Raw genomic sequence first — 24,624 nt, 5'->3', positions numbered from 1 at the left:
AGGATTGAACGTGCGTAGATTCCTTCTTGTCGGATGTGGTGGTTCTGGTGGCACCACGCTTCGTCTCCTGATCGACCAGCTCCGCGCCGACCTCCGTGCCCGCGGCATCTCGTCGCTCCCGGACGCGTGGCAGTTCGTGCACATCGACGTTCCCGTCGACCCAGATAAGGGACCCGAACCGCTGGGCAACATCCAGGAGATGGGCGGCCATTACGTCTCGTTCTCGTCGCCGTCGAACTCGTTCCTGCAGACCTCGCACACCGTCGAGGCGCAGCTCACCAGCAAAGACCGCAACTACGTCGGCCTGTCCGGCTGGGCGCCGCGCAACCCGGCTGCGGCGAACACCATCCCCGTCACCTCCGGCGCCGGCCAGTACCGGGCCGTCGGGCGCATGCTCACGCTGCCGAGGCTGAACCCGCTGCGCGAAACGCTCGTGAGAGCGCAGGCGAAGTCCGTCGCGCCGGGCGCCTGGGGTGAAATCCCCGCCGAGGAACAGTCGTCGGAGGTCATCATCCCCATCATCGTCGGCTCCATGGCCGGCGGCTCTGGCGCGTCGATGTTCCTTGACGTGGCCCGCCTGCTCGGCACGCTGCCGGGCGTGAAGAGCCAAAACATTGGCTGTTTCCTCTACACCGCCGACGTGTTCGCGCAGCTCGACGAGGGCAAGCGCGCCAACGTTGAAGGCAACGCGATGGGCGCGCTGCCGGAGATCATCGCGGCCATCGCCCGCACCTCCGAAGGGTTCGACGCCGCGACGTACGGGTCACTGGGTATCCCGCTGCAGCAGAACACGCCGCCGTTTGCCCGCGTGTTCCCGATCGGCTCGAAGATCGGCGGCTCGGGCGCCTACTTCGGCGACGGCTCGCAGGAATCCGTGTACCGCGGCATCGCGCGGGCGCTGGCGGGCACCATGCTCTCCGAGCGCGCGTCGAGGCAGTACCTCGACTTCATGCTCGGCAACCCCAACCCGCTTACCAACCTGAACCAGAAGTTCGGCTGGCGCGTCGATCCGCTCGCGCTGCCGTTCGGCTCGCTCGGGTTCGCGTCGCTGTCGCTCGGCCGTGACCGCTACCTCGACTACGCCGCGCAGCGGCTGGCGCACTCCGCGTCGGATCACCTCGTGGGCGGTCACATCAACCCGACGAGCTCGCTGTCCGGCAACGATCAGCTCCGGCAGCTCATGGACAACCAGTGGGGCGCCAGCCTCAACGCTATGGGGCTGCCGCAGTACGGGCAGCCCGTCCCCGACTGGTTCCAGACTGAGGCGTTCCCGCGCCAGGTGTGGGAGGCCATCGCGCGCGAAGCCGCCGGGCCCGCCGTCGGGATGCTTGCGAACGCCGGGCAAGCGCCGGCGTCGCAGTGGCTCTCGACCGTCACGATGAACCTCAACCCGATGCGCGAGCAGTGCCGCAACCAGCTGCAGCGCAGCGCCTACGCGTGGGCGGAGGGCTGGGCCTACCAGCTCGAAGAGGCGGCGAAGCGCGAGTTCCTGCGCGTCGTCAGCCAGTTCGGCCTGCCGTACGGGCGCGAGCTGATGAGCCGCATCCACGACTACGCCGACCAGCTCATCGCGCAGCTCGCCCAGGCGGGTGTGGAAGCCGACGGCGCAGACCCCGTCGCTCTTGACCCCACCGTTGGGCAGCAGGCGCAGTCGCTGGGCAAGAAGCCCGTCGACATGAGCCACCCCATCGGCCAGATGGTGCAGCGCTCGCTCAGCAACTCGATGGAGCGCGCGCTTCGCCTGGAAGGTGCCCGCATCGCCGCCGGAATCTTGCGGGCGTTCTCCTCCGACGTGCTGGCGGGCCTCGAGAAGGCTGCCAACGACGCGCTCCGGCTGCTCGAAGTGGAGCGCGCGCATACCTCGTCGGGGGCCGGCCTCGCGCAGCTCAACTCCGAGGTGTACGCCGACTGGCCCGACGAGACCGACCGCGTGCCCATGCGCTTCAAGCATGCCGAGAACGAGGTGCTGCTCACCACAGCCGACGATTTCCCCCAGCAGTTCCACAGCGACGTTGTGGCCTCCGCAAACGGCAACACCGACTACGGGCAGTCGCTGGCGAAGATCCGCGCCGAAGCCACCGACGGCAAGTGGCAGACCACCGGCGCGAAGGAAGAGCACGAGGTGCTCAGGCAGGTGAGCCACTGGCGGCCGGGTGCCCTCCCGAGTAGGGCTTCCGACGGCCAGCCCACGCCGGAGGCGAAGCCGAACTACACGCTGCTGATGTCGCACTCCGACCTGCTGGCGCGCGCCACGTCGCGGCTCGGCGCGAAGGGCGACGTGTTCGCCGCCTTCGCTGGCCAGTCCATCTCCGACTACCTCGACGACCCGACGGTGACGGCCATCGACCGTGAGCAACGCCAGAAGTCGTTCGTCGCGAAGATGACGGAGACGATGGAAAAGGCCAAGCCAGTGGTGGGTATCGACGTCAACATGGCGCAGCGCCTGCACGGCACCGACATCAAGTTCGTGTACTCGTTCTCGGATATCCCGATCGGCGAGCAGCACCCCGTGAGCCAGGCCATGCTCCAGCGGCTGCGCGCGAACGCGTCGCTCGACCCGACGAGCGTCGAGAACTTTGAAGACTCCCTGGTGGGCACCGTCTCGGAGGCCGGCAAGGTCAGCGTGTTCGGCTCCTACCAGAAGGTGTCGCCGCTGTGCTTCACGTCGCTGCTCGACCCGATTCAGCAGCGCTGGGCGAAGGCCCCGCTCATCGCGCAGCGCAACCTGTGGCAGTGGAAGCGCACGCGCCCCCTGTCGGCGGCCATCGCCATGTCGCCGGACGAGCTCCAGCGCGTGATCGCGGGCTGGTACCTGGGCCGGCTCGTCGGGCTGGTGCGCCAAGACAAGACGGGCAAGGCCGCGGTCAGCACGCCCGATGGCTGGTGCAACTTCGGTGAGCTGCTCACGTCGGAAGACACCCAGGTGCGCACCGCTCACGACGTGTTGGCGGCCGTGCTGATGAGCCACGCCTGGGCGTTCGTCCGCTGCGGCGGCGACGGTGACCTCACCCCGCTCACCCCCTACGACGCGCTGCGCCGACTCGTTGACCAGGCCGACTCCAACGCCCACTCGAACGACGTCAGCGAGCTGGCCGGCACGACGCTGCTGCGCGCGGCGTTCTTCGATAAGCCCATGGAGCTCGACGGCGCCCCAATGCCGTGCGATGGCCCCAGCCCAGTCCTCACCAGGGCAGAGGCGGATGCGACGCAGACGGTGGGTCAGGCCCGTGCTGCGGAAGCCCGCGCGTGGGTGGAGGGGCTTCGTCGGATGTATGCCGAGCAGTGGGGCCAGGTGGACGCCAACGGCAACGTGGCGGAGCAGAACGTGATGGCCTACCAGTTGAACTTGCCGCTGGCGCAGGTGCGTCAGATGAGCCTCATGTCCGAGCTGGCGCCGCACGCGCTGCCTGCGCTGAACCTGCTGCAGCAGATGATCGATGCGGCCTCGGTTGACACCTCCACGGGCGGGGCAGGAAATGACGTCTGGATCTGATTACGTCGTCCTCGCGGCGCGGCGCCCGTTGGCGGTGTTGCTGAGCGCGGTGCTGCAAGACCTCACCGCGCAAGGCCTCGTCAACCCGTGCCGTGTCGTCGACCTGGATGCGCTGCGCGACGATCACGCCGCCGTGCCGGTGAAGGTGCTTCGCCCCGACGGTGTGGCCGGCGCCGCGCTGCAACAAGACCTCGCCAACGCCGACGTGGCCCGGCTGCGTGTGGCGGTGGTGGGAGACGTCGACGACGAGGAGTGCGTGGTGAGCCAAGAGCAGGCGGTGCGCGTGCTCGAGGCGCTGCAATCCACCATGCCGGGGGCGCCGATCACGCAGCTCAGCGTGTCCGCAGGCAGCCCCGATTCGCAGTGGCAGCGTCGCTCGCTGGTGCTGTTTGGGTGGCACAACCTGGTGATTTCCCCGGAGGAGTCGCGCGCGCCGGGACGGGCGTCGTCGCCGCTGCGTAGCTCGACGCGCGACCCGAAGTGGGCGATGCTGCTGTGCGGCACGCTCACGAGCTTGCTCGGGCTGTGGCCGGGCCAGGCCGCCGGGCCGTTCGACGATCGCCAGCCGCCCAGCGGGCAGCTGGTCGTGCCGATCAGGGGTTTCTCGCGTGCGCTCTCGTCCGGCTCGGTGCAGCATGCGCTGGGCGAGCGGCTCGTGTCGGTGTCGCAACGCTACCCGGCGCCGCACACCCCGTCGGGGCATGTGGTGACGGTCGACGACGAGGCGTCGCGCGCGGTAGGCATGGCGGAGCGGCTGCTCAGCCTGCATCCGGACACCATGCCCAGGGTGCGGCATGCCTCCCCGCCGCCTCGCCCGAGGGACATCGGGGTGGGCGCTGCGCTGAAGGAGTTCTTCCAGTTTGTTGGCCGAGCTCTCGCTGGCATGCCGGGTCAGATCATCCGTGCGGTGGATCAGACCGCGAGCCGGGCCGTGGCGAGCACGGTGCAAAACGCCGTGTTCGGAGGCTCTGACTCGGGCTATGCCGTGGTGGTTCGCGGCGTTCGCGCCGACGGGTCGTCGTCGAGCTGGGCGGAGTATGAGCAGTCGCTGGAGAGCGTGATCCGACGCTCCACCCGCACCTCAGGCGACCTCCCGCCGGTGCTGCAAAACCCCAAGCTGTGGCGCGATTTCGTGGGTGGTGGCTTCAGCCTGCTCGACGCGGGGCAGCACACCCAAGGGCTCGAACCGTTCACGTCCGGCTCGCAGCCGGCCATCGTGCCCACCACCGACCGCGTCGCCCACGACCCACGCGACACATTCACGCTTCCCGCCTCGCTCGCGGCTTTCCTGCCGAACTGGGAAATCGAACCCGGCGACGACATCGCCGTCGCACGGCTCTTCGAGCGGCTCGACCACCTCTCCCGCACGCAGCCGCACCTCAGCCAGGCGATCACCGCCCAGAAGAACCGCCTGCGGGAGTGGGCGGAGAATGCGCGCAACTCGTACGCCGGGCACGTCGGACGCCGACTCGCCGACGCGCACCGCGCCACCATCCAAGAAGTGGACGAGCTCACCGAGAAGGTGAACCACCTCAGCGCGCAGCCCGAGGTCGTCGATACCAGCGCAGAGCTGCAAGACGACCTGGCGATGCAGGTGCGGGTGCTCACGGGCGTGAGTGCCTCGATCATCGCGATTCTGGTGGCGCTGACGGCGCTGCAGGTGTTCGCGTGGCCGTGGCTCCTCGTCGGTATCGTCACGACATTCCTTGGCTGGATGAGCTCTGGCGCCGTACTGCTCACGCGCAGCAAAGCGAAAGAATACGCACTCCTCAACCGCCTCGAGCGGCGGCAAACCGCACTCGACGACGCCATCCGCCACCGGATGGAAGCGCTGGAAGATCTGCGCAAGATCAGCCGCAGCTACCGTCAGTACCTCGACTGGTCGCGCGTGCTGGGCGCCTTCCTCCATGCACCGCACGGGAACCCGTCGGAAGCCACGGAACGCGACGTGCACGTCGGCCAGGGGATGCCGCTCAACATCGCCATCGGTGTGGCCGTTCCCGACCGCGACGCCATCGACGACGTGGCGAGCTCGTGGCGTGGCGCACTGTTCGCCACCGGGTGGCTGTCGGAGCCGTGGATGGAGTTCCAGCGCGATCTCCCCGCGTCGCTCGGCAGCTTCCGGATGCAGCTGGCCAACGACCCGGCCCTGCTCGAAAGCGACCCGACGATCGACGGCGTGCCCATCCTCACGCGTTGGAGCCGTGCCATGGCCCAGCACGCGGCCACCCGCACGGTGAGCCCGTCGTTCCAATCGAAGATCGTGCGCGAGACGCTGCGCGACACGAACGCCCGCAACCGGCTGCTGTCGCGCGTGATCGTGCGCGAGTCGAACTCGGGGCAGGCCAGCGAGGTGCATCGCGACGAGTTCATGGCGGGCCTCGACCAAGACGGCCAGCAGCGAGACTCGTTCCAGCTGGGCCTGTTCGCCGCCGAGACGAGCGTGCTCGACATCCGCAGCATCACGGACACGATCCGCCAAGACCAATCCAGCGGGCTCGACAAGGCGCTCGTCGTCATCCAAACTGGCCGGGCGATTCCGATTTCCCAGCTGGCGGGCACCCCCGTCGACACCGACGGCGGCACTACCATCGAGCACAGCGGCGACTTCGTCTGAGGGAGGCATCGTGAACGACATCGTGACTGCCGGGTTGATCGTCTGGGTGGCCATGGCCATCCCCGCGATCGTGCACGGCCTAGTGCTCGCCAAGCGCTCGGGTAAGTCGCTGGTGCTCGCCGTGATCGCCTGCCTGTTGCTGCCGTGGCTAGGGCTATTGTTCTTTATCGACGGTCGGCCCGTCGGCACGCGCAAAGTGATGGGCCTCGGCCACTACTGCATCAGCATGTACGTGGTGGCTGCGTTCATGGCGATCATCTCGATCTTCCCGAACTGGGTTGTTGGCGACCCGAACTACCTGGGCGGCGTGGACGGCTACGCACCACGTGATTCGATAGTGCTCGCCATCATCATCGCGGCGCTAGCGTTGGCGCTCATCGCCGGCGCGGTGGGTATCCGTCGAGGCGGCGACCTCAGCGTCGCCATCGTGATGGGCATCATCATCTCGCTCGCGGCGGGCATGCTCGCCGCGCTCGTGCACCTGTGGGGGCAGGCGGGCCTGTTCAACAGCGACCTGCGCGACGCCCAGGACAGGGTAGCAGCGCACCTCAACGTCGGCCCCGGCGGATGGATTGCTCTCATCGCGCTGATCGTCGCCTACGTGTGCACCGTGCTGCTGCCGCTCGGGCTGCGCGTCGAGGCAGCGCCGGAGCCGCCGTCGAGTATCACCCAGCCGCCGCAGGGGTACTCCATGCCTGATCCGGGTGCACCCGGTGGCGCCGCGCAGCAGGGTTGGGCGCCTCCGCAGCAGCAGTGGCCGACTAACACGGGGGCCGGCTGGTGACCTCTGCACGCAGGGCCAAGCTGGGCGCCTACAACCAAGAATCACGGGCCGGCATCTCGCCGCTCGACCTCGACGTGCTCGCCCACTTCGACATCACGTCGCACAACGTGGCGCAGGTGCTGATCTGGGAGACCCCAGACGCGGTGCTAGGCCACTTCGACGAGCTCGTGGGGGCCGTCGCCGATGCGCCTGGTGCTCCGGGCAGCGACCGACAGCGATTCGAGCGCCTGTGCGCGTGGCGTGACCAGCACGAGTCACCGTCGGTTGCACGTATCGACGACGCCGATCTGGTGCGGGTGGCGTCCGCCTCGATCCGGTCGAAGCGCGATCTGGAGTACACGACGGCGCTCCTCGACGGCGGTGCCGCCATCTGGCAGTTCCGCGACGAGGTGCTGGAGCTGCTGGGTGCCGAGGAGGTGAAGCCCCGTCGCGGTGTCGACGAGAGCTCAGTCGACGAGGCTCCCACGCCGGAGCCTGATTCCGTGCCGGAGCCCGTCGCTGCGCCAGCGCCTGCACCCGAGCCGCAGCCTGAGCCTGAACCCGAACCCGAGCCGGAGCCAGCGCAGCCCGACCCGACGCGCCCATTCGAGTGGGTGCCCAACGTGCGGTTCGCGGGTTTCGACTGGAGCAAGGGCAACCAGACCCCCGTCGGGCATATGGCGGCCCTGGACGTGGACGGGCAAGTACAGCTGGAGTGGACGCCTAGCCCGAACCCGGCCCCGGTGACGCTGTACCGCGTCGTCCAGTCGGGGGATTCGTGGCCGGTGGGTTCCCCAGATCTGGGTTCGCCCGTCGGCGTGACGTCGGCGACCGCCGGCAGCGTGCAGCTGCACGCGCGCGGCCAGGTGACCTACCTCGCGGTGTGGGCCTACCAGGGAGGCACGCAGTTCGAGGCCACCCAGTCGCAGCCCACCCTCATCGGCAAGAGCGAAGTGGTGTGGCCACCGTCGGGCCTCGAGCTGAGCGTTACGCCCGACAAGATGGTGGCCGCATCCTGGAACGCCCCGGCAGGCAGCAAGATCGAGGTGCAGCGCTTCTCCGAGGGCGTCCCCGTCGCCTACGACCCGTCGCGGCTGCTACCAGCCGAGGCCGTGCAGAGCGGCGGGTTCCTCGACCGCGAAGCGCCCCAGGGCGAACCTCTGGTCTACGCGGTGTTCTGCGTCGCTCAACTCGCGGAAGGTGGCTCCGGCATCTCGTCGCCGGTGGTGGCTAGCGTCGAGATCACGCCGACGCCCGAGCAGATCCGGCTCGACGTGCGCGAATCGCAGACCTCACCCGGTGCGTACGACCTCACCTGGAAGCCCCCAGCGAACGGGCGCGTCGTGCTGTACGCGACGAAGGAGCGCCCCGAGCAGGGCCTGGAGAACGAGGCACGCACCGCGGAGGTGCTGGAACAGGCCGGCCTCAGCATCGAGCGGCGCATCGCGTACCCCATCGACGACCTCGGCGGACTGCACCAGATCAAGCAGTTCGTCGTGGACACCACCTGGGTGCGCACGCACTTCGTCGCGGTGCACTGGATCAACGACGACATCGTCTGGGCCGGCGCCCCCGTCACCATGGTCACCCCGCGGCCACCCGAGTGGGCGCAGGTGATTGAACGCGTCGACGCCCAAATCCTCACCTTCCCCTGGCCCGACGGCGTCTCGATCGTGCAGGCCTTCCAATCGCCCCGCGGCATGGACATCGACCCGACGACGAACGAACCCATCGCGCAGCTCACCAAGCAGGACTACGACCAAGTGGGTGGCATGCGCATCACCCGCGTGCTGCCCAGCAACGGCTGCTCGCTGCACATCGTCGGCGTGCTCTATCTCGAAGGACGCCCGGTCTATTCGCGCCCCATCACCATCGATTACCCCGGCATCACGCGACTGCGCTACGAGTTCGAACCCATCTTGGCTAACCAGCAGCCCGCGCCTCCTGGAGTGCAGCCGTCGGCCTACCGGCTCTACTGCACCGCCGACGACGAACTGCACGACGCGCCAATCGTGCTCGTCGGCAACTCCCAGCATCTGCCGCTGGAGCCCGGCGATGGCGTCATGCTCAAGGAAGCGCACGTCTCGCTCGCGCCCGAGCAGCGGGTGTTCGTCGGCGATATGCCGCTGGGCAGCAGAGGCATGTACGTGCGGCTATTCATCAACCGTCCAGCCGATGAGACAGGCACGGTGGCCGTGCTTGATCCGTCGGTGCATAGCTTGAGGATGTGGGTGTGATGGAGCAACTCCTCTACGGCTCCGGCGACGACATCGCCGGGCGCACGCAAGGCGGCTGGGGCGTACTGCGCGTGACGCCAGGGATGAGCGCAGAGCGCGTCGCCGAGCTGCAGAAGCTCGCCAGCGTGCAGATGCCCACGACGATGCCGCAGTTTCCGACGGCGGATCAGCTGGCGACGAGGCCTCGTCGGTTCAGGGCTGAGCCTTCCGGAGACGGGTTCGCGGTGTGTATGAGCGCCGAGGCCGGCGTTGACCACACCAAACGCCCCGGCAACGTCGTCTCGCACTGCGCGTGGGTGGAGCGCTCGGCGTCGCTCAGGGTCACCGACTGGTTCGACGCCGACGGGTGGGTGCTGCCGTGGGGGCCGAGACAGGTGCGCGACGCTACGCTGCCCGATCAGTTGACGCCGCCTTCCGGGTGGTCGACCGTCGCGGGCTTCCTGCGCAGCAACCCCGAGCAGTTGCAACTTGCTCGCTGGGTGGTCTCGGCGGGGGTTGCGAAACTGCTCACCAGGCAGCCGCTCATCGTGAAAACCAGCGACGTGCGGGCCGGCGTGCACTGGGTCTCGGCGATGCTGTGGATGCTCGACAGCGCCTGGGGGCGCGAGTGGAGCATCTACATCGGTGAAGATCGCGACTCGCTGACGAGGCTCGCTCCGAAGGGCCTGTTCATCGCGGTCGTCGCCCCAGACACCGCAGTGCCGGAGCGCATGCTCGACGGCGTCGTCGACGCCACCGGCCAGCCCGCGGAGCACGAAGCGTGGGGGCAGATCGTTGGAGATCTCCTGATGGCTCCCGACGACGTTGCGGCGGGCGTGTTCGAGCAGCGCGACGCGCTGGTCGACCGGTTGTGGAAGGAAGCGCAGGGTGACTCCTTCACGTCGCTGCAAGCGTTGAAGGTGGCGTGGCTCAGCCGGCCCGGGGCGTTGCTGCTCGGGCAGGACGACGTCATTCGCGAGCTGGTGGGCAGCGTCGGTGAGCGGGTGCGGGCGTGGCCGGAGCTGCGCAACCTCGCGGCGAACGTCGGGGAAGAGCTCGCCGACGACGCCCCGACGCAGAGCGATATTTACGGCAGCGTCGAGGGCCCGTCGGTGGGTTCTCCCTACGACGAAGCGGGCGGGGCGAAGCAGCCGGAGGAGCCGAATGCTGCGGAGCGCGTGATGGCGCCGGCACCCGAGCCGCAGGGGGCCGATGCGCCCGAGCCCCAGTTGATCGATGAAGCGCTGCGGGCGGTGAGCCACTTCGGTTCGCTCGACTGCGTCGAGGGCGAGTGGGTCACTCGAGCGGGGCAGGCGTCGCCCGAGGATCGTCGACGCGTGTGGGCCGTCGCGGCCGTCGCGTCGTGGGTGGCTCCTCGGCCGGAGCACATCGTCGAGGCTGTGCGCACGCAGCCAGACCTCGCGCCGGAGCTCGTGCGACGTGTCGCCCGGCGCAGTCAGGAACGGTATGGCCCCGACGAGGCCCTCGAGCAGTGGTTGGGAGAAACACCATGGCAATGATCCAGCTCACCGGTGGCCCGGTTGCGTGCCCCGACGGTGCGCTCGAGCTGCAGCTCACGACGCAGCGCGGGGTGGAGCTCGCCCTCGTCGACGCCCTCGGGAACGCCGTCGAACCCGCCTTTCGCGCCACGCCGTCGCAGGTGGTGGTGCTCCCCGGCCAATCCTTGATCGTGATCGCCCGCCCCACCGAGGGCCGTGCGTTCATCGAGGGCACCCGCATCGGTGTGACGGTGAAGGCCGCCTCCGGGTCGGGCGACGAGGTGGTGCGCCCGCCCGTCGATGCCGGAGGCCGCACGGCGATCTCGCTGGTGGAGATCGCTGACGGGCGCATCGCCGACCTCGTCGGGCAGACCGCCGCGACGGAGCTGGCATGGATGCAGCGCGGCAACCAGGCGTTCCATGCGCACCATTCGCAACGCGCCGGACGCGCGACGAAGTGGGCCTGCGTGTTGGACGGGTCGGCCATGACGCAGCACACCGCCGACGAGGATGCGTACCGCCAGTTCGTGGAACTCGTGCTCGGTACCGCCGCCACGGCCTATGGCGGCGCGCCTTCGGCGTGGTGGGTGGCCACGCAACCGCCCCGCGACGTCACCGCAACTCTTGAACATGACGAGATCGCGTGGGAAGAGGCGCTGAACCACGCACCCGCGCCCTGGCCGAACCTGGGCGAAGCGGTGGAAGCGGCGTGCGCGGGGCTGCCCGACGATGCTCCGCTGCTCATCATCTGCGACGGGGTGTTCGTCGACTATCGTGAGGTGCGCGACGCCGTCGCGGAGCGGGAGTGCATCGTCGTGGCGTTGGGCAGATCGAAGTTCGGCGCGCGGGCGGAAGACCGCCCCACCCAGTTTTGGGAAGAGGAGCTGGAAGCGTTCGAGGGGTTCCACCGCGTAGTTTCACTGGCTTCGCTGACGGGGCTGGGCGATGCCGGTCCGGCGCTTGCTGACGCGATGTTTCCGAGGAGCCAGGCATGAACCTCCAGCAGTGCCCCCGCTGCTTCCAGCCGATGCACGGACCCGGCAGGTGCACGTGCGGATTCGACGTGCCCGCCGCCTGGTTCGACGCCGTCCAGCTGTCGATGGCAATCACGGGTGCCCGCACCGTCGGGAAATCGGTGCTGATCGGTGTGATGATGGATCAGTTCGAGTATTTCCTTGCTGACAAGGGCTCATTCCTCACCCCGCTCGGTGACACGCACGCGCGCTTCCACGAAAAGTACCGCGTGCCGTTGCTGCAGCAGCGCAACCTGTTGGGCGCCACGCCGCCCGCCGAGCAGGAGCCGCTGTCGCCCATGCTGTGGAAGTTCACCGACGGCGGCATCGAGTTCTGCCTGTCCGTGATGGACGCCGCAGGCGAAGACTTCGAGCGACTGAGCCCGTCGGATGAGCGCTTCCGCTACCTCGGATTCTCCGACTTCATCGTTACCCTCATCGACCCGCTGAAGGTGCCCGGCGTCTCCGCGGTGCTCGACGGCGTGGTCACCGTGCCGAGCCACTCCGGCAACGACATCACGGTGCTGCGCCAGGTGCTGCAGGCGCGCGCCGCCCAGCGCGTGCAGGGCGGGCCGGAGCAGGTGCTCGCCGTGGTGCTGTCGAAATTCGACGTGCTGCAGCGGCTGCGCACGCTGCGTGCGGCGCCGTGGCAGTCCATCTTCAACCGTCCCGGATCCGCGATGCAGCGCGACCCGTCGATGGTGTCCGGCCACGACGCGGAACGCGACGGCGCCCTGCTGCACGAGGAGCTGCTCGGGCTGCTCGACAAGCTCGGCGCCGGCATGGTGATCTCGGCGGCGGCACAGGCCGACCTGCCGTACCGGCTCTTTGCCGTGTCCGCGTTGGGTTCAGAGCCCGACGCGCAATCCGTCGGCAGCGGCGGCATCATCCCGTTCCGAGTGCTCGACGTGCTGCAGGCGGCCATAGCGAAGAAGAGGAGGTCGCTCTATGGAGGCCAATAAGCCGAGCAACCGCCCGAAAGTGTTGCGGGGTGGGCAGCCTGCCGAGCCCTGCGTCGGGTTTGATGGGCAGCCCCTGGGGCGCATCATGTTCGGTGCCACCTGGGACGACATCGACTTCGACATCGACATGTGCGCCGTGCTCGTCGACGACTACGGGCAGATCCCGTCGCAGCAGTGTTTCGTGTATCGCCGCAACCGTTGGGCGCCGGAGCGTTCAGCGTTCGTCACGTGGAAGATGCCCGGTGAAGAGGCCGGCATCGACAGGGCGCAAGTGCTCGTCGACTTGGACCGGCTTGACGAGAGCATCGTGGCGGTGAAGATCGCGCTCACCGCGGTGATGCGCGGCCAGCCGCTGGGGGACGCCGGCACGGTCAGAACCCGGGTGATGGACCTCGCCACAGCACACACGCCGTTCGTGTTCTCGCCGCCGGCGGCAGCGTACGCGCACGAGCGGTGCATGGAACTGTGGAAGATTGAGCGCGCCCACGGGGGATGGGCCGTCGAAGCGCTCGGCACGTCGTACCTGGGCGGGCCGAGCGCGTTCGCGCGCGACCACGGTTACCGCCCAGGCTGAGCCCTACGCTGCCGCGCTGGAGGGCGCGGCAGTGCGGGGTGGCGTCGGTTAGCGCCCGGTTCCGGCGTAGACCGTCGCGACATCCTCGGCGTCGAGCCCGAACGCGGTGTGGGCGGCCTGCACGGCCTTGTTCACCTCGTCGGCGCTCACGATCACCGAGATGCGGATCTCCGACGTGGAGATCATCTGGAGGTTGACCTCGGCGGCCGCGAGGGCCTTGAAGAAGGTGGCGGTCACGCCGGGGTGAGAGCGCATGCCGACGCCCACGACGGACACCTTGCCGACTTGGTCGTCGTAGCGGATGCGGTCGAAGCCCACCTCTTCCTTGATGCGCTCCAATGCGTCGACGCCCTTGCGGCCCTCGGTGGAGGGCAGCGTGAAGGTGATGTCGGTGCGCTCGACGCTCAAGTCGGAGATGTTCTGCACCACCATGTCGATGTTGATGTCGGCATCCGCGACGGCCTGGAAGATAGCGGCCGCATTGCCCGGTCGGTCAGGGACGCCGACGACGGTGATCTTGGCGTCGTCGCGGTCGTGCGCGATGCCGGTGATGATGGCTTCTTCCATGTCGGTTCCTTCCAGTTCTTCCTGGGGGACCACCCAGGTGCCGGGCTTGTCGGTGAACGATGAACGCACATGCACGCGCACATTCTCGCGGCGGGCGTACTCGACGCAGCGCAGGTGGAGGATCTTGGCGCCGGACGCGGCCATCTCCATCATGTCCTCATAGCCGATCTTGCTGATGTGCCTCGCCGACGGGACAATGCGCGGGTCGGCGGTGTAGATGCCGTCGACGTCGGAGTAGATCTCGCAGAGGTCGGCATCCAGCGACGCGGCGAGTGCGACGGCGGTGGTGTCGGACGCGCCGCGCCCGAGCGTCGTGACGTCCTTCGTGGTCTGCGACACGCCCTGGAAGCCGGCGACGATGGCCACCTTCCCCTCGTCGAGGGCCTTCTCGATACGGCCGGGGGTGACGTCGATGATGCGTGCGTTGCCGTGCACCGGGGTGGTGAGCACGCCGGCCTGCGAGCCGGTGTAGCTGGTGGCCTCGACGCCGATGTCCCACAGCGCCATCGCCAGTAGCGCGGCGGACTGCCGCTCGCCGGTGGTGATGAGCATGTCGAGCTCGCGCGAGCGTGGGTTGGGGGAGACCTGGAGTGCGAGGTCCATGAGGTCGTCGGTGGTGTCGCCCATCGCGGAAATCACCACGACCACTTCGTTGCCTTCCCCGCGGGTGCGGGCGATGCGGCGAGCGACGCGCTTGATGGATTCGGCGTCGGCCACCGAACTGCCGCCGAACTTCTGGACGATGCGTCCCATCCGGGCTCCTTCCTCTTGGCCAGCCCAAGCCTAGTGGGCCTCGCACGGAAGTTGCGGGGGCGTTTCATCGTCGGAGATCCCCCGGATGACCGAAATCCTCCACGCGTGCAAGAAATTGCGGAACAGCAGGGGTCATCTGCTTCTTGTGGAGGATAACGGTCAAGTTTGTTGACGCCCCCGCAGCGGCATGCCACTATCAACGCATGCGCAAGTGAGCATTTCGCCCCGCCCACGAGCCCCGCTCGGGCGAGGCCAGCGACCCCACAACCCTCTCACTCAAGGAACCATCATGCTCACTATTCGTTTGGTCAACCCCATCCCCGCCACGCATCTCGACCCCGACTACCAGGCCAGGACACGCCTGTTTGACACGTACAACCATGAGATTATTGGCGGGCCACAGTGGGACGGCGATCCCGAATCGGAACTCGCCGCGGCACGCCTCGACACCGAACACCAACGCCACCGCTGGCTTGCCGAGATCGACGGCCACGCCGTCGGATTCGCGAATCTCACCGTCAACACCGTCGATGCACCCGACGCGGGCGACGTGCTCGTCTTCGTCTCACCCGAGCACCGCGGCCGAGGGATTGGCGCGGCACTGCTCGACGTCGTGGGCGAGCAGGCTGCATCCCTCGGCCTGGATCGTCTCGAAAGCTGGATCGCAACCCCCGTCCTACAAGGGAAAACGGTAAGCCCGCGTCACGGTGTTGGGGAGCTGCCCGCCGACCATCCGGGGGTGCGGTTGGCGCTTCGGGGTGGCTTCAGGCTGGGCCAGGTGGAGCGCATCAGCCGGTACGACGCGGCGAGCCCGCTAGTCGATCCGAGGGACGCGCTGCGTGAGGCCGAGGCGGCGGCTGGCGACGAGTACGAGGTCATCTCCTGGACGGGGGAGACCCCCGACGAGCTACAAGAGGGCATGGCGGTGCTGCTCCAGCGGATGAGCGTGGACCCGCCGTCCGGTGACATGACCACGACGGAGACGACGTGGACAGCCGAGCGAGTGCGGGAACGCGACCGGCAGGTGCTCGTCGAGTTCAACTATTACTGCACCGTGGCTCGCCATCGCCCGACGGGGGAGATCGTTGGGGTAAGCGAGCTCGCCCAGCCGCGGCACAACCCGGTGGCGTTGTGGGAGCAGTGGAACACCATCGTGCTGCCCGCGCATCGCGGCCGACGTCTCGGGCTGCTGGTCAAGGCCGCCAACCTGGTGCAGCTGCCCACCGAGGAGCTAGCAACGTGCAGCATTCTCACGTGGAATGCTGAGGAGAATCGCCACATGTTGCGGGTGAACGAGCAGCTTGGGTTCCGTGAAATCTTGCGACGAGGCGGGTTCGAGAAGCGGCTTTCGGTGAAGAGCTAGGCAGAAAGTTGACCGTTATCCTCCTCGAGTTGCCAATGACCCCCGCGATTCCGCGATTTTCCGCAGGCGTGGAGGATAACGGTCACGTTTCGAGGACTTGACCAGCGGGTTGGCGCTCTGCCACCATTGCCGCATGCGCAAGTGAGCATTTCGCCCCGCCCTCGAGCCCTGCTCGGGCGAGGCCAGCGACCCCACAACTTCTCACCCAAGGAATTTTCATGCTCACTATTCGTTCCATCAACCCCATTCCCGCCACGCATCTCGACCCCGATCATCAGGCTCGCATGCAGTTGTTCTCCAGGTACAACCATGAGCTGATCGGTGGGCCACAGTGGGATGTCGACGTCGAAGCCAACCTCGCATCTGCGCGCGCCAATACCGAGATCCAACGGTACTGTTGGCTCGCTGAACTCGACGGCGTCGCCATTGGCTACGGCAATTTCGCCATCAACACCGTCGACGAGCCCGATGCCGGGGACGTCACCGTCTATGTAGCGCCGGAACATCGTAGGCAGGGTGCAGGGAAAGGGCTGCTCGCTGCCGTCAACGCCCAAGCCCACTCCTTGGGGCTCTCCCGTCTCACTTGTTGGCTCACGGCGGCCCCGCCCGCTGGTGGTGCGACGCTCAGCCCCGCCCACGGCGTGGGCGCAGTCGATGCGGACCATCCAGGGATTCGAATGGCGCTCAGCGACGGTTTCGAGCTAGGGCAAGTGGAGCGCGTCAGCCGCTACGACTTCGCAGCGCCGCTGTTCGACCCACGCGATGCGCTCGCGCAGGCTCAGTCTGCGGCTGGAGACGAGTACGAGGTGTTCACGTGGAGCGGCTTGGCCGACGATGCCCTGCTGCCTGATCTGGCCCAGTTGACTGAACGCATGAGCCGCGACGTGCCGAGCGGTGGGCTCACCGTGACGCCTACGACGTGGACGGCCAAGCGAATACGGGAACGGGACGAGCGAAACCTGATCAGCAACAGGTTCTACCGGGCTGCTGTGCGACACCTACCGACGGGGCGGCTCGTCGCACTGAACGAACTGCTGCGTGACCGCAGCAACGCCGATGCCTTCGTCGATCAGTGGGACACCGTGGTGCTGTCCGAGCATCGGGGGCACCGTCTGGGCATGGCCGTCAAGGCGGCGAACATCCTCCAGGTGCGTGAGGCAGAGCCGACGGCGACCGCGATCATCACGTGGAACGCCGAGGAGAACCGCCACATGCTGCGAGTGAACGAGGAGCTCGGGTTCCGCGAGATCCTGCGTGAGGCGGCTCTCGAGAAGCAGCTTTCGGCAGAGGGCTAGCCGAACAAGTTGACCGTTATCCTCCACGAGTTGCCGATCAGCCCCCGCATTTCCGCGATTTCCGGCAGACGTGGAGGATAACGGTCATCCTGGCCCGCCGTGCGCGCGCCCCGACTAGGCTGGGTGCATGGAGACGATTCGCTGGGGAATCATTGGTACCGGCCGCATCACGCGGGCCGTGGCGAAGGACTTCCGCGAGGTGGCGGGAGCCGAGCTCACGGCGGTGGCCTCGCGCACGCAGCAGCGCGCCGACGAGTGGGCCCGGGAGTTCGGCCTACGGAAGGCGTACGGTTCGTACCGCAGCTTGCTCGACGACGAAGACATCGATGTGGTCTACATCGCCACGCCGCACCCGCAGCACTTGGACATTGCGCTCGCCGCGATCGAGCGTGGGAAGGCAGTGTTGGTTGAGAAGGCTATGACCGCGACGTATGCAGGTGCTCAGGAACTCGTGCAGGCCGCGCGCAGCCGGGGTGTGTTCCTCATGGAAGGTCTGTGGACGCGCTTCCAGCCGGCTATGCAGGCGGCGAAGGAGGTCGTCGCCTGGGGGCGGATCGGCGACGTCGTCGGCGTGCAAGGCGACTTCAGCATCTGCCACGAGTTCGACCCCGCCGATCGCCTCTTCGCGAAGGAGCTGGGCGGAGGCTCCATCCTCGACCTTGCGGTCTACCCCGTCTCGCTCGCGCAGTTTTTCCTCGGCAACGTCAAAGACGTACGCTGCCTCACTCGCCTCTGCCCGAATGGGGTCGACGCCGCGGCCAGCATTTCGCTGCGCCACGAAGGCGACGCGCTCAGCTCGCTCACCAGCGCCATCGACGCCCACGGCCCCGGCCGGTTCATCATCTCGGGCACCAAGGGATGGATCGAGGTGGAGCCGCCCTTCTTCCACCCGACGACCATCTCGGTGCACCGTTCCGGCACCCTGCCGCGCGTGATCGAAACCAAGGTGGTCGGGCGCGGCTACGCCCACCAGTTCGCGGAGGCCACGCGTCTCGTGCAGCAGGGCGCGACGGAGAGCCCGACGATGCCGCTGGCCGACTCCCTCGAAGTCATGCGCATCCTCGACGAATGCGTCACCCAGGCGGGCATCACCTACGAAGAAGCGACGGTTGACCTCGGCTGACGTCACGCGTCGAGCAGAATCGCTAGGGTTTCGCGGATCTCAGCCAGGTACACAGGCCCGACGTTGCCCGTTCGCCGCATAATTCGAAGCGTCGCCACTGAGCGCACGTGTTGGCACTGCGCGGCGGAAGGTGCAGCGAGTCCATTGCCTTGATCGGAATCGATGATGACTTCCACCGCGCTGCGTCGGAGTGTGCGTGTGAGCGGAACGACCTGCACGACGTTCGGCCCACCACGCAGCACACGCCCCGCGGTGATCACCACTGCCGGGCGAATGAGCCCGGCTTCGCTCCCGATAGGAGTTCCGAGGTCGATCTCGACGATGTCACCCGGCGTCAGCATCCAACCATGCCGTCTCGTGTGGGGCCAGCTCTTCAGCAAGTTCGTCCGCCATGGCGTCTTGGCGAAGGGCTCGGAGCGCTTCGCTGACGAGCTGATCGACGGTCTCATTGCGCTCAGCAGCCAGCTTGGTGACGCGCGCATGCGTCGCCCGGCTCACGCGGATCGTGGTGGATTCAGTCATGGCACCGCCTCACGGTTGTAGATCAATCAGTCTACACCGACACCCGACGCGCCACAGGGCAAAGATAGATCAAGTTCGTGGTGGGTAGACCAACCACGAACTTGATCTATCTTGCAGCGCTGGGCGCTAGGCCTTGGTAACCACCACGCGGATGCCGAGATCGTCGTCGCTGTGGGTTACCTCGTCGAGGGCTTCGACGCGCTGGATGCTCGTCGCGAGCACCTCACCGGCGATGAGGTCGAGGTTCTCGTCGACGGCCTCAGCGAAGTCGGGCTCCACCGCGAGCAGGAGCGAGATGCGGTCGGACACCTCCAAGCCAGCGCGCTTTCGGGCTTCCTGCACGACGCGGGTCACCTCGCGCACCTGCCCGGCCTTGATGAGCTCGGGCGTGAGCTCGAGGTCGAGCGCTACCGTCTCGCCCTGCTCGTTCACCACAGACCAGCCCTCGCGCGGACGCTCGGTGAGGAGCACGTCGTCGGGGGTGATCTCCACCTCCTCGCCGTCCACCACGACGGTGGCGCTGCCCTCTGCCTTCAGACGCTCGGCCAGCGCCGCGGCGCGAGCCTCCGCGATAGCCGCCGCCACCTTCGGCGTGCGCTGTGCAAAGCGCTTGCCCAGGTTGCGGAAGTTGCCCTTCGCGAATACGTCGACGATGTCGCCGGCCTCCGCGAACGTCTCCACCGCCGCCACGTTGAGCTCCTGCTTGATCTCTTCCACCAGCTCGGGGGAGAGCTTCGCCAATACCGTCGACGGCACCAGCATCCGCTTCAGCGCCTGGCGGATCTTCACCTTCGACTCGGCACGCGCGGCACGCCCGAGCTCCACGGCGCGACGGGTGAACGCCATCGCTTCCTCGAGCCCCTCGTCGAGTAGCGCCTCGTCCACCTCGGGCCACTCAGCCAGGTGCACCGACGAAGGCCCGGCCGGATCCGTCGCCACGAAGAGGTCTTGCCACACGCGCTCGGTGACGAACGGCGTGATCGGCGCCATGAGGCGGGTCACGATGGAGAGCACCTCGTGCAGGGTCCACATCGCGTCCGGGTCGCCCGCCCAGAACCGGCGACGCGAGCGTCGGACGTACCAGTTCGACAGCAGGTCGACGAAGTTCGCGATCAGCGTGCCGGTGCGCTGGGTGTCGAAGTCGTCGAGCGCGTCGGTCACGTCGCGGATGAGCGCGTGCGCGGCGGACAGCAGCCAGCGGTCCAACACGTGCCGCTCCGCGACGGCAGGCGCGTCGCCCGTCGGCTCCCAGCTGTTGGTGCGGGCATACAGCGAGAGGAAGCTCACCGTGTTCCAGTAGGTGATGAGCACCTTGCGCACGGTCTCGCCAATCGTGGCGTCGCCCACCCGACGCGCCATCCACGGCGAGCCGGAGCAGGCCATGAACCAGCGCACCGCGTCGGCGCCGTGCTTGTCCATCAGCGGGATCGGCTCGAGGATGTTGCCCAGGTGCTTGCTCATCTTGCGGCCGTCGTCGGCGAGGATGTGGCCCAGGCATACGACGTTGCGGTAGCTCGACTCGTCGAACACCAGCGTGCCGACTGCCATGAGCGAGTAGAACCAGCCGCGGGTCTGGTCGATCGCCTCGCAGATGAAGTCGGCCGGGTAGTTCGCCTCGAGTTTCTCCTTCGACCCGGGCGCGTGCGGGTAGCCCCACTGCGCGAACGGCATCGAGCCGGAGTCGAACCACGCGTCGATCACCTCGGGCACGCGACGGTACGTCTTGCCGTCGCGGGTGATCTCGACGTCGTCGATGAAGGGTCGGTGTGGGTCGAGTTCGGAGAGGTCGCGCCCTGCCAGCTCGCCGAGCTCGGCGAGCGAGCCGATGCAGATCAGGTCGTCCTTGTCGTCGACGTTGCGCCAGATCGGCAGCGGGGTGCCCCAGTAGCGGCTGCGCGAGAGCGCCCAGTCGATGTTGTTGTTGAGCCAGTCGCCGAACCGCCCGTGTTTGACGTTGTCCGGGTACCAGTTCGTCTTCTCGTTTTCTTCGAGCAGGCGTTCCTTGAGTTTGGTGGTGCGCACGTACCACGACGGCATCGCGTAGTAGATGAGCGGCGTGTGGCAGCGCCAGCAGTGCGGGTAGCTGTGCTCGTAGCTCTGCACGCGGAACATGAGCCCGCGCGCCTTGAGGTCGTCGATGAGCGCGGCGTCGGCGTCCTTGAAGAACGTGCCCCCGACGAGCTTCACGCCCTCCTCGAAGTGACCGTGGTTGTCGATGGGGTTCACGAACGGCAGCCCGTAGGCGCGGCAGACCGCCATGTCGTCGGCGCCGAACGCGGGCGCCTGGTGCACCAGGCCGGTGCCGTCTTCGGTGGTCACGTAGTCGGCAAGCACCACGAAGTGCGCCTTGTCAGGGAACTCGACGAGGTCGAACGGCCGCGTGTACCCCCACCGCTCCATATCCTTACCGACGAACGCCTCGCCCGTGCGCTCCCAGCCCTCGCCGAGCGCTGCGTCGACCAGCGGATCCGCGACGACGACGGGCCGCTCGCCCTCCTTCGTCGCCACGACGTAGGAGACCTCCGGATGCACCGCGACGGCGGTGTTCGACACGAGCGTCCAGGGGGTCGTCGTCCACACGAGGAAGTCGGCCTTGCCGGCGAGCGGGCCGGACGCGACGGGGAAGCGCACGTAGATCGACTGGTCGGTGACGTCCTCGTAGCCCTGCGCCAGCTCGTGGTCCGACAGCGCGGTGCCGCAGCGCGGGCAGTACGGGGCGACGCGGTAGTCCTCCTCCAGCAGCCCCTTGTCGAAGATCTGCTTGAGCGCCCACCAGACGGAGTCGACGTAGGGGGTCGACATGGTGACGTAGGCGTCGTCGAGGTTTACCCAGTAGCCCATGCGGGTGGTGAGTTCGGTGAACGCGTCGACGTGGCGCAGCACGGATTCGCGGCACTTCGCGTTGAACGGCTCGATGCCGTATTTCTCGATGTCTTCCTTGCCGGTGAAGCCCAGCTCCTTCTCGACGGCGAGCTCGACGGGCAGCCCGTGGCAGTCCCAGCCGGCCTTGCGGTCGACGCGGAAGCCGCGCATGGTCTTGTAGCGGGGGAAGAGGTCTTTGAACACGCGCGCTTCGATATGGTGCGTGCCCGGCTTGCCGTTCGCCGTCGGGGGGCCTTCGTAGAAGGTCCAGGTTTCGGCATCCTTGGTGCGTTCGAGGGACTGCTCAAACGTGTGCTGTTCCTGCCACAGCTGCAGCACTTCGTGCTCGAGCGCTGGGAAGTCCACCTGGGTGTCCACTGCGCGGTAGGTCATGCTCGATCCTTCGTCTCATCTCACGTCGACGAAGGGACGAGCATCTGCCCGCGGTACCACCCTTCTTGGGCGCTGATGCGCCCCGCTTGGTTCGCTGCCGCTGCCGGTTCTAATGAGTCTCGCGACCGTTCTTCCGGCGGCTCCGGGGTGATGGCCCCATCACTGCCTTGCGTGCCCGCCCATTATGCGCCGACTTGCGCGCTTTCCTCAACCGAGCCCTAAGCGACGGTGCCCCGCGCCCGCTGCACGGCGCCATGTCGAGCATGGGAACGGGCATACACTTGGAAAGCGAGAAGGAGGCGCGCATGTTCAACTGGGAAGCATGGGCTGCGGCGAGAGGCTGGATTTTCCACCGCGGCTGGCCGCACATCCTTGCCCAGTTTGGTGGCGGAGGTCTGCGCAAGGGCGTGATGCGCCAGGTGCCCATGGGCATCGAGGGCCGCTTCGGTGAGTACCCCTGCCTGGCGTTCTTCGCCACGGCAGGCTCCGACCCTTGGGGCGGGTACGGCGTCGTCGGGCTTCGCGTGCCCGGAGCCCAGTTCCCCATGCTGAGTGTCGCCTCCGTACTAGAAACGCTCGAAGGCCCCCGCGTGGAAGTGGGCAGCGACTTCGACGTCGAGTGGCAGGCCGTCGCGTCGTCACCGGCGTTCGCACGCGACGTGCTCGTCCCGGCGGTCGTCTCCCAGCTCGCCAGGGTGGAGTTCGAGTGCCTGTGGTTCGAGCGCGACGCTATCTTGTTCAGCACCCGCCGCGACCTGACCGTCGAAGATGTCGACGAATACCTCACGGCGCTGCACGCCATCGTCGACGCCATTCCCGTGCGGGTGCTGGCCGCCGTCGGCGCCGGACGCGCGCTCCCCGTGCCGCAGCCGCCGCTCGTGCGCCCCGGCCCCATGGCCAGGCAGCGCTTCCAGTTCGGCACCTCGGCCGACGCCTGGCGCGCTTGGACCGCGCAACGGCAGTGGCTGTTCGCCTCGTCGGAAGACATTCACGGGCGCCTCAAGTACAAGCTGCCTGTGTCACCCGACGGGCATGGCTTCGTCGGCAAGTTCGGCGATCTGCCAGTATTCGGCTTCCAAGCTTCCCCGCTGCGCAACGTGGTGGGCGTGCGCATCCCTGGCACGCGCCTACCCGTGGTCGCGCTGAATAAAGACGACGAGCTGATGGTCGAGCTCATGGGCGCCGGCGATTTGGAGGTTGGCGATCCCGCGTTCGACTACACCTGGCGCATCCGCGCCGACGACGCCGACGGCGCCCGCCTGCTGTTGCGGCCGCAGCTTCGGCAGTGTTTCGATGAGGCACCCCCGTTCGACCGTCTGTGGTTCGGCGGCGATGCCATCGCGCTCATCACCACCCAGGCCATTGCGCCGGGTTCCGTCGACGGGCTGTTGACGTGGCTCCTCGACATCGCAGGCCAGCTGCCGCTCACGGTGAGCGATAACGACTGAAAGGAATCTCATGGCCATTTTTGACGTGCCCCTCGACGAGCTCCGTCGCCGCACCTCGATTAAATGGACGCGCTTCGAACCGGACGTGCTGCCGATGTTCGTGGCGGAGATGGACTGCCGTGTGCCCGAGCCGGTCGTGCAGCAGATCGAGCAGGCGCTGTGCGACGGCGACACCGGCTACCCAGAACAGCCCATCTACCGCGAGGCCTTCGCCGATTTCGCTGAGTGGCGCTGGGGCTGGGTGCCCAACCTCGCCAATGCGACGCGCTCCGGCGACGTCATGCAGGGCATGCGCTACGCCATCGAAGCGGTCACCCGCCCCGGCGACCCCGTCGTGTTCAACCCGCCCATCTACCCACCGTTTCGGCAGATCATCGACGGCACGGCCCGCACCCCCGTCGAAGTGCCGCTGGTGGACGATCGCCTCGACCTCGACGGGCTCGAACGCGCCTTCGCTGACGGCGCCCGCGCCTACCTGCTGTGCTCACCGCACAACCCGAACGGCACGGTGCACACCCGCGACGAGCTCGCCCAGGTGGCGCAGCTGGCGCGACGCCACGACGTCACGGTGATCGTCGACGAGATCCACGCACCGTTCAACGGCGACGAGTTCACGCCCTTCCTCGCCCTCGACGACCCCGGCAAGGCCATCGTGTCGACGTCGGCCGCGAAGGCCTTCAACCTCGCTGGTTTGAAGGCCGGGCTGCTGTTCGCCAGCGACGAGGCCGCCGACGCGTTGCAGCGCATGCCGAGCTACGTCGGCGAGGCCATGAGCCACTTCGGCGCGCTCGCTCACACGGCGGCCCTCACCCACTGCCGCGAGTGGATCGTCGAACTCCAAGGTGAGCTGGAGCGCAACCGTCGGCTGTTCGCCGATCTGGTGGGTGAGCACCTGCCCATGCTGCGCTACGAACCAGCCGAGGGCACCTACCTTGCCTGGTTGGACTGCACGCCACTGGGCATCGACAATCCAGGTGCGTTCTTCCACGAGCAGGGCCGGGTGCGTTTCAACTTCGGCGCCGACTTCGCGCCAGAGACGGCGCAGTGGCTGCGCGTCAACCTCGCCACTAGCCCAGAGATCATCGAGGAAGGCGTTCGACGTATGTCCTCGGCGGTGACCCTGCGGAACCCGTAACCTTCTGATTAGGTGAGTCTGGTTGA

At 67.6% G+C, this 24,624-nt stretch carries 17 protein-coding genes; 13 read left to right on the top strand and 4 right to left on the bottom strand.

Annotated elements, in window-relative coordinates:
* Positions 1-10 precede the first annotated feature (10 nt).
* Genes Q0X68_RS02515 through Q0X68_RS02480 form a run of 8 tightly spaced genes read left to right on the top strand, consistent with a single transcriptional unit; the run spans position 11 to position 13,137 of the window.
* Complete coding sequence (locus tag Q0X68_RS02515; RefSeq protein ID WP_297747082.1) at positions 11-3,493, top strand: tubulin-like doman-containing protein; 3,483 nt, start codon at positions 11-13, stop codon at positions 3,491-3,493.
* Positions 3,477-6,110 (top strand): hypothetical protein, encoded by a 2,634-nt coding sequence (locus tag Q0X68_RS02510; RefSeq protein WP_297747080.1) that lies wholly within the window; start codon positions 3,477-3,479, stop codon positions 6,108-6,110. Before Q0X68_RS02515 ends, Q0X68_RS02510 begins: the two co-directional genes overlap by 17 nt.
* Before the next feature lie 10 nt (positions 6,111-6,120).
* A complete protein-coding gene (locus Q0X68_RS02505; RefSeq protein ID WP_297747077.1) occupies positions 6,121-6,894 on the top strand; it encodes a hypothetical protein in 774 nt (257 codons plus the stop codon).
* Complete coding sequence (locus Q0X68_RS02500; protein WP_297747074.1) at positions 6,891-9,110, top strand: hypothetical protein; 2,220 nt, start codon at positions 6,891-6,893, stop codon at positions 9,108-9,110. Before Q0X68_RS02505 ends, Q0X68_RS02500 begins: the two co-directional genes overlap by 4 nt.
* A complete protein-coding gene (locus tag Q0X68_RS02495) occupies positions 9,110-10,609 on the top strand; it encodes a hypothetical protein (RefSeq protein WP_297747111.1) in 1,500 nt (499 codons plus the stop codon). The genes Q0X68_RS02500 and Q0X68_RS02495 overlap by 1 nt, the downstream gene beginning before the upstream one ends.
* Positions 10,600-11,583, top strand: coding sequence for a hypothetical protein (locus Q0X68_RS02490; RefSeq protein ID WP_297747071.1), 984 nt, complete (start codon positions 10,600-10,602; stop codon positions 11,581-11,583). The genes Q0X68_RS02495 and Q0X68_RS02490 overlap by 10 nt, the downstream gene beginning before the upstream one ends.
* On the top strand, positions 11,580-12,563 hold the full coding sequence (locus tag Q0X68_RS02485) for a hypothetical protein (RefSeq protein WP_297747068.1): 984 nt from the start codon (positions 11,580-11,582) through the stop codon (positions 12,561-12,563). The genes Q0X68_RS02490 and Q0X68_RS02485 overlap by 4 nt, the downstream gene beginning before the upstream one ends.
* A complete protein-coding gene (locus Q0X68_RS02480) occupies positions 12,550-13,137 on the top strand; it encodes a TerD family protein (protein ID WP_297747065.1) in 588 nt (195 codons plus the stop codon). The genes Q0X68_RS02485 and Q0X68_RS02480 overlap by 14 nt, the downstream gene beginning before the upstream one ends.
* A 48-nt stretch (positions 13,138-13,185) precedes the next feature.
* On the opposite strand, the gene Q0X68_RS02475 is transcribed toward Q0X68_RS02480, so the two are convergent.
* Positions 13,186-14,457, bottom strand: coding sequence for an aspartate kinase (locus tag Q0X68_RS02475; RefSeq protein ID WP_297747062.1), 1,272 nt, complete (start codon positions 14,455-14,457; stop codon positions 13,186-13,188).
* 289 nt (positions 14,458-14,746) lie between these two features.
* Between Q0X68_RS02475 and Q0X68_RS02470 the strand changes: the two genes are divergently transcribed.
* From Q0X68_RS02470 to Q0X68_RS02460, 3 genes are all read left to right on the top strand, one after another.
* A complete protein-coding gene (locus Q0X68_RS02470) occupies positions 14,747-15,820 on the top strand; it encodes a GNAT family N-acetyltransferase (RefSeq protein ID WP_297747059.1) in 1,074 nt (357 codons plus the stop codon).
* A 218-nt stretch (positions 15,821-16,038) separates the two neighbouring features.
* Positions 16,039-17,115 (top strand): GNAT family N-acetyltransferase, encoded by a 1,077-nt coding sequence (locus tag Q0X68_RS02465; RefSeq protein WP_297747056.1) that lies wholly within the window; start codon positions 16,039-16,041, stop codon positions 17,113-17,115.
* A 127-nt stretch (positions 17,116-17,242) separates the two neighbouring features.
* On the top strand, positions 17,243-18,238 hold the full coding sequence (locus Q0X68_RS02460; RefSeq protein ID WP_297747053.1) for a Gfo/Idh/MocA family protein: 996 nt from the start codon (positions 17,243-17,245) through the stop codon (positions 18,236-18,238).
* A gap of 2 nt (positions 18,239-18,240) precedes the next feature.
* Here the strand turns inward: Q0X68_RS02460 and Q0X68_RS02455 are convergent, their stop codons facing one another.
* The 3 genes from Q0X68_RS02455 to ileS all read right to left on the bottom strand — a co-directional run bounded on the left by Q0X68_RS02455 (position 18,241) and on the right by ileS (position 22,015).
* Positions 18,241-18,579 (bottom strand): type II toxin-antitoxin system PemK/MazF family toxin, encoded by a 339-nt coding sequence (locus tag Q0X68_RS02455; protein ID WP_297747050.1) that lies wholly within the window; start codon positions 18,577-18,579, stop codon positions 18,241-18,243.
* Positions 18,563-18,760 (bottom strand): hypothetical protein, encoded by a 198-nt coding sequence (locus Q0X68_RS02450; RefSeq protein WP_297747047.1) that lies wholly within the window; start codon positions 18,758-18,760, stop codon positions 18,563-18,565. Before Q0X68_RS02450 ends, Q0X68_RS02455 begins: the two co-directional genes overlap by 17 nt.
* A 126-nt stretch (positions 18,761-18,886) precedes the next feature.
* On the bottom strand, positions 18,887-22,015 hold the full coding sequence (ileS, locus tag Q0X68_RS02445; protein WP_297747045.1) for an isoleucine--tRNA ligase: 3,129 nt from the start codon (positions 22,013-22,015) through the stop codon (positions 18,887-18,889).
* Positions 22,016-22,320: 305 nt separating this feature from the next.
* Here ileS and Q0X68_RS02440 point away from each other — a divergent pair, with 305 nt between their 5' ends.
* Positions 22,321-23,463: a hypothetical protein gene (locus Q0X68_RS02440; RefSeq protein WP_297747042.1), complete on the top strand. Its 1,143-nt coding sequence runs from the start codon at positions 22,321-22,323 to the stop codon at positions 23,461-23,463.
* 10 nt (positions 23,464-23,473) lie between these two features.
* Positions 23,474-24,598, top strand: a complete 1,125-nt coding sequence (locus Q0X68_RS02435; protein ID WP_297747039.1) for a MalY/PatB family protein — start codon at positions 23,474-23,476, stop codon at positions 24,596-24,598.
* Positions 24,599-24,624 lie beyond the last annotated feature (26 nt).

Source organism: uncultured Tessaracoccus sp. (genome assembly GCF_947286155.1).
In the GTDB taxonomy this organism is placed as follows: Bacteria; Actinomycetota; Actinomycetes; order Propionibacteriales; family Propionibacteriaceae; genus Arachnia.
Note: the sequence above shows the minus strand (reverse complement) of the source record. Positions and strands in the feature narration are given on the sequence as shown.